Source organism: Sphaerisporangium sp. NPDC049002, assembly GCF_040649355.1.
Classification (GTDB): Bacteria; Actinomycetota; Actinomycetes; order Streptosporangiales; family Streptosporangiaceae; genus Sphaerisporangium.
In genome coordinates this window covers 18,378-28,206 of the sequence record NZ_JBEZFH010000084.1, presented here as the reverse complement: position 1 = coordinate 28,206, position 9,829 = coordinate 18,378, and the positions used below count along the sequence as shown (strand labels likewise).

Here is a 9,829-nt window from a genome sequence, read left to right as displayed (position 1 = left end):
CACCGACGCCTGCGTGCCACCCGCCCCCCCCCCCCCGCACGCCGGGGGCGCAGGAAGCCAGGGCGTGACTCCGGGTCAAGAAAGTAGGCCGTCACCCGGCGGTAACTATGCGCGGATTGTGGCCATGTCGTTACGCACGGTAGACTGGTAGTTGCAGCGCAGGCCACGACACAGGGGCCCGTCGATTTGACGAGATAGACCTGGCACCGACTGGTCAGACACTGGAAGCCGCTAAGCCGCCATTGCGCGGACCGGCAAGGCTTCGGAAGCCGCAGGGCTCGTAAACGCACCGGGGACGGTCGAGCAAGCGGTGGGACCAACCCCCGACAGCTGCCTCCTCGGGACTCGAATCGAGTCCTGGAGAGTGCGCCGTGTCAACGGCTACCAAAAAATCCCTGGTCTTCAGCCCCGCCCGGTTCCGGGCGGAATTCGAACGCTCGGGCCTCAATCAGATGGCCCTAGCCCGTGCGTTGGGCGTCCGCGACAACCACGCCATCCTGCGTGGCTACACCAACATCCTGCGTCGATATGCAGATGGAGGTCGAAGGCCAACCCCCGCCAAGGTCGAGCAATTGGCCGAGGCGCTCGGCTGCGAGGTCAAGGATCTGTGCGTCGAGGTGGAGCTGTGAACGCCCTCGATATCCAGACGGACGAAGTCCAGTGGGAATTCAATCTCAACGCGGACAGGGCGAGGCGTCTTATGCGCCTGCTGTTCGACCCCACCCCGGACATGGATCGGGCGGTGGCGTGATGACGCACACGCACCGCCCAGAAGAGCACCAGATCCACTCCCAGGAAAACACGCCAGGTGACATGGGCATAAGTCCCAGTGACGACCTGTGGCAGGTCTGGCGCGACACGCAGTCAGAGGCCAAGGTCCTGTACCGACTGGGCCAACTGCTCAAGGACATGAAATACGAGGACACGGCAAGGGCGAGGGACCTCGCTTGCCTTTGGCGACACATCGCCTGCACCTCCATGGCCCTGCGCGAAGAGATCGAGCGGATCGAGCGCGACGAGTTCGGCTCCCAAGACGCGATGGTGGTGACCTTCGATGAAGCGAGGTGACGCGCAGGCGGATCGCTCGTCGATGCAGCCTTACGCCGACGCTGCCCGGATGTATGTAGAGCGCGGCTGGCTCGGACCGCTGCCGCTCGGCGAGAAGAACCCTGCTGTTGCGGGTCGTCACGGATTCCCCGACCGCTACCCGTTCCCAACCAAGGAAGAGATCGAGTGTTGGGCGGTTGAGTTCGCCGGCAACAACATTGGCGTTCGGGCCCCGATGACCGTGGTCGGCATCGACATCGACGCCCACGGCAAGAAGGGCGGGGGCAAGCTCCTTGACGAGCTGGAGGCCGAACTCGGGCCACTGCCCCCCACCTACAGGTCCACCGCTCGCCACAACAACTCAACTTCGGGCATCCGGTGGTACCAGGTGCCCGAGGGCTCCGAGCTGATCCGGTATCCCGGAGGACAGCAGGGCGGGATCGAGATCATCCGCCCCGGCACGGACTACGGGAGGGTACCCCCAAGCTTCCACGAGGGTGTCGGGAAGGACTACCGCTGGTATGGGCTGGACGGCCACCAGGCCGACACCCCGCACGTCTCCGAGCTCACCCCGCTTCCCGCGCAGTGGCTGGCCCGCCTGACCAAGCTGCCCGTGAACTACCGCCCTCCGGGCAACACCGAACTCCGGTACAGCTCCGGAGACGGCACCTTCGAGGGTTTGCGGATTCTGCGAGGGGAGATCGAGAAGGCCTGGCCCAAGGACCGCGACAAGTACGGATGGAACAGCCAACTGTTCGTGTCCGTGAAGCGCGTCTTCGAGCTGGTGGCTGGCGGCGAACTCGAAGACGAGTTCACGCGGCAGGCGTTCATCAAGATGGCGCTCGACGCCGGGATGTACGACGAATGCGGCGAGCATGAGCAGCTCTCCAAGATCGAGGCCACGGTCGACTCGGGCAGAAACGAGGGGCTCCAACGTCCGTCGAACAGGCTTCGAGAGGAGGGAACCATGGCCACCGGAGAACTCCGGGGCGACGAATCCATCATCTTGTACAAGCGCGTCGTTAGCACCGAAGACGGCAACCAGACCAAGTGGGAGATGTTCTCCAACTTCAACATGTCGGTGGTTGGCAAGGTCCGCAACACGGACGGAACCATCGACGGATACAACGTCGAGCTGGTGTCCGAGCGAACCGGCCAGGTCACGGAGACCTACCTCCCGATCGCCGTCCTGACGGACGCTCGCAGGCTCAACACCTGGCTCCAGAGTCACGAGGTGGCCATGGTCGCCAAGTACCTGGACTCCCCGCCCTGGACGGTCCGACTCGGCACCTATCTCGCGGCGCAGAACGCCCCTGAGGTCCGCATCGTGCCATTCTGGGGCTGGGACGACGTCTACGAAGGGTTCATCACCGACCAAGGCGTGATTCGGGCCACCGGCCTGGAGCGCACTCCCTCCGTCAAGCCCGACCCCGGACTCGCCAACCGCCACCTCGTCAGCCACCGATACGGCTTCGAGGCGGACGAGAACCAGGCGGTGTCGATGCTCAAGGAGGTCCTCACCTTCCACGACGAGACCGTCACCTCGGTCGTCGGGTCGTGGTGGGTCGGCACCAAGCTCAAGGGCCAGATCATGCGGGAGTTCAGCCTCTTCCCGATCCTCAAGGTCGAGGCCGTCTCAGAGTCCGCCAAAACCAAGGGCTTCTTTGAGCTGCTCTTCAAGCTCGACGGCAACACCCGAGAGCAGTCGATCGGCACCGCTGCCGCGTTCCGTGACTCGATCTCCGCCCACCGCAACGGATACGTCTGGGTGGACGACATGCGGGAGATCAACGACCAGACCAAGGAGATCCTCCGCAACGCCACCGCCGAGAAGGAGCACACCAAGAAGGACGGCGACGCCAACGGCAACACTCGTATCAAGCTGGTCGCGCCGATCATGCTCTCGGGCGAGGGCTTCGGATTCGGTGACGAGAAGGCGATGCCGGACCGCACCGTTGACATCGACCTCCCCGACCCCAAGAAGCGGATGTCGTACCGCGACCCGAGTCGGCCTCAGTGGGACGACATCATCGCCTTCAAGCGTCGCTACCCCGACCCCACGATCGCGGCTGGCACTCTCACGGCGATGATCCTTCAACACGCCGACATGGTCCAGGAGCACGCGGGCCACGCCCGCCGTGGATCCGGACGCTTCGCCGACAAGATGGGGATCATCCGCGTCGGGGCGATGGTCCTGGCCGAGATCACTGGAGACCCCAGCCACATCGACCGGGTGGAGGAGTGGATCGGGAAGCAGGTCAACGCGGGCAACGAGAACGCCCTTACCAAGCTGCTTATCCCGACCGCCGTCCAGTTCCTGGGCGGGAACGAAAAGCCCGTGGTCAAGGACCTCCCGCCGTACTACGGCCTGCCCTGCCCGGTGCTGCTCCGGAACGACAAGAACGGAACCCCGTCCGTCTGGGTTCACACCGAGAACTTGGCCGCGTGGTGGGAGCGCCACAACCGGGGCAAGGTCGAGGTCCGGACCCACACCGCCGAGGCGCTCGACGGGCAAGCCAAGGCGATCGGCATGAAGGGCCAGACCGGAGAGTCCAACCTCGACTGGTGGAAGACCCGCGCCGACAAGCCCGAGGGCGGCAAGTCGTACGTGACCTACCGCCGAGTGCCCGACGAGATCGCCTCCCGGTGGATCGAGGAGATGACCGGGGAGGACGACGGCGAGGCCCCCGGTGTGCTGGGGGGGGCCAGCACACGGGCAGCACAGCTAGCCGCAAGAGGTCCCCGAGGACCGAGAAGTGACACTCGGACCCGTCCGTGATCTTCCAAAAGGCTCCTGTGCCCCCTGTGTGCAGGGGGTGTGCTGGGTCTTGTGCTGGGTCTACATGGGTTCTCACCTGGGCTGTGCTGGTGTGCTGGGTGTGCTGGGGGGTCTCACGGCGTACGGAGCGGCCCCCGCCAGGGGGGGTGTGCTCCGGGGCACCCAGCACACCAGCACAGCCCCCTCCACCCCACCAACACGGACATTCCCGAGAAAGGACACGCGACATGATTCCTGCGAACCCGGGACTGGTGGCCCGATTCGAGCACGAGAAGGGAGGGGGGCACTACTTCAAGCGCGTGGAGGCGTGGGACGAGGACGGGTGGGCCATGGTTGCCAACGACGATGGCTACCTCGTTCGGGCCGACTCGATCGCAGGCTTCGCGGCCGTCGCCGAGGAGAGCAAGGCCGACCCCCACATCGGTTTCATCGCCGGCCAGGGTTGGCGACTCAAGTACACGAACCGCGAGACCGGCCGCACCTGGACGGAGCCGGTCATCGGCTTCGCCTTCACCGCAGACGGATGCGGCGTTCCGGTTGAGCAGTCGGGGGCGGTGGCCCGCCCAGCCGAGGGCGACTACCAACTGATCTTGCCGGGCATGGACGACGAGCTGAAAGCCCTGTTCCCGTGATCGACGACCGGGAAGCGGAGCGGCTCCGGCGAACTGCCCACCTCTACCTCAAGCCGCGAGGCCGCTGTGAGGACAACCACCCTGGCGAGTCGTGCGGTCGCCAGACCCTCATGTGTCGGTCGTGGACCCCGCCTACGTACGAGATGGGACAACCGCCGCTCTCTTACAAGCAAATGCAGGAGGCCAGCGCCAGCCCAGGCGAGAACACCGAGTACGGACCGACAACTGACGTCACCAGTTGACCCCGGCTTCCGGAATTACCTGCAGGTAACCCCCAAAAGGAAGGGCAGCAGAAATGTCAACCAAACCGCCGCTCAAGGACTTCACGCACGGCATGTCCATTGACGAATTGCGGGAGAACAGTCGCCAACGCCAGACGGCCTATCGCAAGGCCATGGAAGAGATGGACCGGGAACTCGACGAGCTGTTCGAGAGCATGCCACCCGTTCCGACCCGCAAAGGGCTCGCCCTTGCGGTCAGGTACAGGGCGATCAATGAGGCCACGGCACGGCGCAGTAGGTGGTGGGCGTCCGCTCCGGTGGGTCCTGGCGACTTCCGGAAGGCCCTCCACGAGGCAGCCCAGGCACACACGGCGCGCACAGCCCTGCACCAGGCGGCAGCCGGTTCTCGCGTCCTGCGGGAAGCCTGGACGCCGGACACTGCCGAAGACATGGCGATCGCCTTCGACGAGGCCATCGCCCGTGCGGCCATCAACCACTACGAGGGGAACGCCCGATGAGCAACGCATCTTGGCTCTACGACCCGCACTACCGCGAGGACACCAACCGCAGGTTCCCGCCGATCTTCACGACCACGGAGGAACTGGCCCGCAAGCAGCGCGAGGAGGCCGCCAAGGTCAAGCAGGATCCGCGCCGCACCGATATTCGGCAGCGACCGGCTGATCGGGGTCACTGGGCGGCCGACCGCGCGATTGACCTGCTCGCCAAGACGTCCCTCACCGAGGCGCAGAAGGCGCGACTTCTCGGTCTGCTGTAGCACCAACCCAAGGACGGGCCATTCTGCCGGGGGGCGGGTGGCCCGTTCTTTGTGTGCGGCCGGAAAATGAGGCAGTAATAAGGCCATATCTTCCGGAATATTATGGGGAATTCGCTCCATAAAATAAAATGGAATATGAATCAAGAAACGGCCGGAATGGTCTCGCCAATGAATGGCGTGCGGCTCACCTGGGGAAGGGGAGGTATTCCAATCCAGCTACTCGACGGAGCCCGCGAGGCGCTGGCCGCCCTGTTCGGCGACTGCCCGGAATTCGAGCCCGACAATCCGCCCGAGGGCAGGTGGCTCGTTGCCCTGCCCGATGAGGCCGCATGCGACTTGGCCCAGTTCGGTGTCCTCTACATCAACGTCGGAATCTTCACGCTCACCGCCACTGCCCCCGCCAAGAAGGAGATCTGACATGAACGCCAAGACCCCCGCAGCCGCTGCCAGCACCAGCCGCCCCGGTGCCCCTGGCAAGGGCGAGAAGCCCGCCGAGAAGGCCGCCCAGGAGGCCCAGGCCACCACGCCCCAGCCCGGGGCCAAGAAGGTCCCCGCGACCGTGGAGCCCAGGCCGTGCCTGTGCGGTTGCGGCGAGCAGATCACCAGCAAGAAGGGCCTGTTCCGTCCGGGTCACGACGCGCGGATGGTCGGCCAGCTCACCCGGGCGGTTGTCGCCGGAGAGATGACCGAGGCCCAGGCGCTGGAGCGTCTCGTCCCCGCCTCCGAGCTGCTCAAGGCCAAGGTCACGCGCAGCATCAAGCTCAACGTCGAGAAGGCCGCCAAGAAGGCGCAGGAGGCAGCCGCCAAGGCCGAGGCCAAGAAGGCTTCTTCCCCCGCCAGCGAGAACGTCACCCCGTAGTCCGCACCCCACCACAGGACCCCACCGAGCCACTGGCGACGTGGGGTCCGATCCATATCAGAGGAGTCGAAATGAAGGCCGCTATCTACGTTCGGGTGTCCAGCGATCACCAGGTCGAGGGCACGAGTCTTGACGAGCAGGTTCTGAAGTGTCAGGAGGAGGCCCAGCGGCGGGGGTGGACCGCAACGCGCGTCTACCGCGAGGAGGGGGTGTCTGGGACGAAGGAGAGTCGACCCCAGTTAGACGCCCTGCTGGGGGCCTGCCGACGAGGCGAGTTCCAAGCCGTGTTCGTGTCCAAGCTCGATCGGCTGGCCAGGGACGAGGTGGTACGCATCTTGACCATGCGCGAGCTGACGACTCTCAACGTGCAGCTTGTTGCGCTGGACCTGGGAGGAGCGGACCACCGCACCGACGAGGGCGAACTGATTCACGGCATCGTCGGCCAGGTCGCGGCATGGGAGCGTAAGCGGCTGGTGCGCCGCATGGCTGAGGGTTCGTATGCGACCGCGCGCCAAGGCCGGTGGCCCAGCTCGAAGGCATCGCTGCCGTACGGCTTCACACTTGCCGGACAAGGCAAGGTCGCCCATGTGGAGCCCGAAGCCGACATGTTGCGGCTCGTGACCGGATGGATAGTCGATGGGGGCCTGACCCGAGGACGGGCCACCGCCCGCCTCAACGAGCAGGGTTACCGCCAGCGGAATGGGAAGCCTTGGCACCAGGACAACCTCAGGGACATGCTTCGGTGTCCGGCTCTGAAGGGTGAGCTGACATGGGGTGGCGACTCGGCGTCCGGCAAGTACGGCGAAGCGGTCATCATCCCGGTGGAGCCGATCATTCCTCCCGGGCGTTGGGGCGCCTTGCAGGTCGCGCTGAGGCAGAACACGAGAGTGTCAGGTCAGCGGAAGGAGTATCCCCTCGGGCAAGGTCGGCTCGTATCCCCTTGTGGCCTGGTCTACGGCGGGGTGTCGAGAGAGTCCGAGACCACGCGGGTCTACAGATGCCGAGGCCGACGCTGGACGGCGACTGGAGCCCCCAAATGCTCCTGCCCGAACCTCAACGCCGACGCTCTGGATCAGCGGATCTGGCGAGAGGTGGTTGCGCTGCTCGGAAGCCCGGATCGGCTGGAGGCGATGGCCAACGACTACCTCGGCAACCGAGCGGCACAGATCGAGTCCGAGCGTGGCGAGCTGGAGCGGGTCACGGCGCAGATCACCAGACTTGAGACTTCCGTCACTACGACGATCGTCGACTACGCGCGCCAGGGGCTCCCTGCCGACGCCGTCAAGGCCGCGACCGAGCAGATCGGGCAGGACCTGGAGAGGCTGCGCAAGCGACAGGCCGAGCTGACCGCGCAGGGAGCGAGTGGCCCGCCCGAGATCGGTCGGCTGTCGGCAATGGCGGGGCAGGCTGGATTGCGACTCAAGTCGATGCCACTTGCTCAGCAGGTCGAGGTGCTCCAAACGCTCGACCTCAGGGTCTCCGTGCTGGACATGACCAGGTCACCACGGCTGCGGCTTGTAGGCTCGGTACCCATTCCGGGTGCAACAACCCTGGGGGCAACTCAGGGAGCGCCCTGATGCACGAAGTCCCTTTCACGTGTGACGATGCCCGAGAGATGTCTGAGACCCCCACCATTCCCGAGGCGTACCCGCGCATGGTCCGGCCGATGCGAGGCCGGCTCGTCGCGGGCGTCGCCCAAGGCGCCGCCGCCCAGTTGCGGCTCGACCCTGTCGTGCTGCGGCTGGCCTTCGTGCTGCTCAGCGTCCTCGACGGGCTCGGTCTCCTCGCGTACGCCGCGCTGTGGATGTTCACGCCGCGCGAGCAGTACGAAGGGGAGCCGCCGGGCCGCGACTGGGGCCAGGTGGCCGCGTACGGCGCGCTCGGCATGGCCCTGACGGCCTTCGGCTGGATCACGGGCGCGTCCACCGGAGGCATCGGCACCTGGTCGATCGCCGTGGGCGGCATCGGCAGCCTGATCCTCTGGCAGCAGGCCGAGCCCCGCCACCGCCAGCGCTGGATGACCGACGCGGTGAGGCAGGTGCGGCGGTCGTGGATCCGCACCGCCCTCGGGCTGCTTCTCGTGGTCGTCGGCGCGATCGGCTTCCTGGCGGCCCAGGGCAAGATCGCCGACGCCGGTCCTGGGCTGGTGTTCACCGCCGTCGTGGTCGGGGGCCTCGCGCTGATCGCGGCGCCCTGGCTCACCGGCCTGTGGAAGGAACTCCAACGGGAGCGCCGCGAGCGCATCCGGCAGGAGGAGCGCGCCGAGATGGCCGCGCACGTCCACGACTCGGTGCTGCACACCCTCACGCTCATCCAGCGCAACGCGGGCGACCCCTTCGAGGTCACGCGGCTGGCCCGTTCGCAGGAGCGCGAGCTCCGCAACTGGCTCTACCAGCCCAAGGCGGACGCCGACGCCTCCATCGCCGCCGCGGTGCGCCGCGTGGCCGCCGAGATCGAGGACGAGCACGGCGTGCCCATCGAGATCGTCTGCGTGGGTGACTGCGACCTGGACGACGGGCTCCGCGCCATGCTGCACGCGGCACGGCAGGCCATGGTCAACGCGGCCAAGTACGCCGAGGCGCCGGTGATCTCCGTCTACGCAGAGGTGGAGGCGGGGGAGATCACCGTGTTCGTCAGGGATCGCGGCAAGGGTTTCAATATGGAGGACGTTCCCGACGACCGCATGGGCATCCGCCAGTCGATCATCGGCCGCATGGAGCGCCACGGCGGAAGCGCCCGGATCAAGACCGGACCGGGCGAGGGAACCGAAGTAATGCTGACGATGAAGCGGGAGCAGTCGTGATCCACGGTCTGACCCGGTGTTCGAGGGAGCCCTGAGAATGGTCAAGGTACTGATCGTGGACGACCACCGGCTCTTCCGGTCGGGAGTGCGCGCCGAGCTGGGCTCCCAGATCGAGGTGGTCGGCGAGGCCGAGGACGTCGAGTCCGCCGTCGCGGCCATCGAGTCGCTCAAGCCCGACGTGATCCTGCTCGACGTCCACATGCCCGGGGGCGGAGGCCAGGAGGTGCTGCGCCGGGTGCTCGGCTCGGGGTCCACGGTCCGGTTCCTGGCGCTCTCGGTCTCCGACGCGGCCGAGGACGTGATCGGCGTCATCCGCGGTGGAGCCCGCGGGTACGTCACCAAGACGATCAGCGGCAGGGAGCTGACGGACGCGATCGTCCGGGTCTCGGAGGGAGACGCGGTGTTCTCGCCGCGCCTCGCCGGGTTCGTGCTGGACGCCTTCGCCTCCACCGAGGCGCCCTCCATCGATCCCGAGCTCGACTCCCTGACGACGCGCGAGCGCGAGGTGCTGCGGCTGATCGCGCGGGGCTACGCGTACAAGGAGATCGCGAAGGAGCTCTTCATCTCGGTGAAGACCGTCGAGACCCACGTCTCCTCCGTCCTGCGCAAACTCCAGCTGTCGAACCGTCACGAGCTGTCCCGCTGGGCCACCGCCCGGCGTCTCGTGTGACCAATGCCCGGGCGGGGGCGTGACGGGTCGGCCAAGATTGGTC

12 protein-coding genes are annotated in these 9,829 nt (G+C 66.4%); all 12 read left to right on the top strand.

Features of this window, described 5'->3' with window-relative positions; genetic code table 11:
• The first annotated feature begins 371 nt into the window (after positions 1-371).
• The 12 genes from AB0B89_RS18380 (at position 372) to AB0B89_RS18325 (ending at position 9,786) form a co-directional block, all read left to right on the top strand.
• The gene (locus AB0B89_RS18380) at positions 372-629 is read left to right on the top strand and encodes a helix-turn-helix transcriptional regulator (protein ID WP_358553787.1); all 258 of its coding nucleotides are present in this window, start codon (positions 372-374) and stop codon (positions 627-629) included.
• The gene (locus AB0B89_RS18375) at positions 626-751 is read left to right on the top strand and encodes a hypothetical protein (protein ID WP_358553785.1); all 126 of its coding nucleotides are present in this window, start codon (positions 626-628) and stop codon (positions 749-751) included. The genes AB0B89_RS18380 and AB0B89_RS18375 overlap by 4 nt, the downstream gene beginning before the upstream one ends.
• Positions 751-1,068 carry a hypothetical protein gene (locus tag AB0B89_RS18370; RefSeq protein ID WP_358553783.1) on the top strand — a complete coding sequence of 106 codons (318 nt, stop codon included), beginning with the start codon at positions 751-753 and terminating at the stop codon, positions 1,066-1,068. Before AB0B89_RS18375 ends, AB0B89_RS18370 begins: the two co-directional genes overlap by 1 nt.
• 49 nt (positions 1,069-1,117) lie before the next feature.
• A complete protein-coding gene (locus tag AB0B89_RS18365) occupies positions 1,118-3,826 on the top strand; it encodes a bifunctional DNA primase/polymerase (protein WP_358553781.1) in 2,709 nt (902 codons plus the stop codon).
• Positions 3,827-4,053: 227 nt separating this feature from the next.
• A complete protein-coding gene (locus tag AB0B89_RS18360) occupies positions 4,054-4,458 on the top strand; it encodes a hypothetical protein (RefSeq protein WP_358553779.1) in 405 nt (134 codons plus the stop codon).
• A 295-nt stretch (positions 4,459-4,753) separates the two neighbouring features.
• Positions 4,754-5,197, top strand: a complete 444-nt coding sequence (locus tag AB0B89_RS18355) for a hypothetical protein (RefSeq protein WP_358553777.1) — start codon at positions 4,754-4,756, stop codon at positions 5,195-5,197.
• On the top strand, positions 5,194-5,454 hold the full coding sequence (locus AB0B89_RS18350) for a hypothetical protein (protein WP_358553775.1): 261 nt from the start codon (positions 5,194-5,196) through the stop codon (positions 5,452-5,454). Before AB0B89_RS18355 ends, AB0B89_RS18350 begins: the two co-directional genes overlap by 4 nt.
• 135 nt (positions 5,455-5,589) lie before the next feature.
• Entirely contained in the window at positions 5,590-5,871 is a 282-nt protein-coding gene (locus AB0B89_RS18345; protein WP_358553773.1) for a hypothetical protein, read from the top strand.
• A gap of 1 nt (position 5,872) precedes the next feature.
• Entirely contained in the window at positions 5,873-6,313 is a 441-nt protein-coding gene (locus tag AB0B89_RS18340) for a hypothetical protein (protein WP_358553771.1), read from the top strand.
• 71 nt (positions 6,314-6,384) lie between these two features.
• Complete coding sequence (locus AB0B89_RS18335) at positions 6,385-7,890, top strand: recombinase family protein (RefSeq protein ID WP_358553769.1); 1,506 nt, start codon at positions 6,385-6,387, stop codon at positions 7,888-7,890.
• A 38-nt stretch (positions 7,891-7,928) separates the two neighbouring features.
• Positions 7,929-9,116: a PspC domain-containing protein gene (locus AB0B89_RS18330; protein WP_358553767.1), complete on the top strand. Its 1,188-nt coding sequence runs from the start codon at positions 7,929-7,931 to the stop codon at positions 9,114-9,116.
• 37 nt (positions 9,117-9,153) lie between these two features.
• Positions 9,154-9,786: a response regulator transcription factor gene (locus AB0B89_RS18325; protein ID WP_358553765.1), complete on the top strand. Its 633-nt coding sequence runs from the start codon at positions 9,154-9,156 to the stop codon at positions 9,784-9,786.
• The last annotated feature ends 43 nt before the right edge of the window (positions 9,787-9,829 follow it).

Coding starts and splice junctions, on each gene's coding strand:
- AB0B89_RS18325 (WP_358553765.1), top strand. CDS start 9,154: ATGGTCAAGGTACTGATCGTGGACGACCACCGGCTCTTCCGGTCGGGA.
- AB0B89_RS18350 (WP_358553775.1), top strand. CDS start 5,194: ATGAGCAACGCATCTTGGCTCTACGACCCGCACTACCGCGAGGACACC.
- AB0B89_RS18360 (WP_358553779.1), top strand. CDS start 4,054: ATGATTCCTGCGAACCCGGGACTGGTGGCCCGATTCGAGCACGAGAAG.
- AB0B89_RS18370 (WP_358553783.1), top strand. CDS start 751: ATGACGCACACGCACCGCCCAGAAGAGCACCAGATCCACTCCCAGGAA.
- AB0B89_RS18335 (WP_358553769.1), top strand. CDS start 6,385: ATGAAGGCCGCTATCTACGTTCGGGTGTCCAGCGATCACCAGGTCGAG.
- AB0B89_RS18365 (WP_358553781.1), top strand. CDS start 1,118: ATGTATGTAGAGCGCGGCTGGCTCGGACCGCTGCCGCTCGGCGAGAAG.
- AB0B89_RS18340 (WP_358553771.1), top strand. CDS start 5,873: ATGAACGCCAAGACCCCCGCAGCCGCTGCCAGCACCAGCCGCCCCGGT.
- AB0B89_RS18330 (WP_358553767.1), top strand. CDS start 7,929: ATGTCTGAGACCCCCACCATTCCCGAGGCGTACCCGCGCATGGTCCGG.
- AB0B89_RS18345 (WP_358553773.1), top strand. CDS start 5,590: ATGAATCAAGAAACGGCCGGAATGGTCTCGCCAATGAATGGCGTGCGG.
- AB0B89_RS18355 (WP_358553777.1), top strand. CDS start 4,754: ATGTCAACCAAACCGCCGCTCAAGGACTTCACGCACGGCATGTCCATT.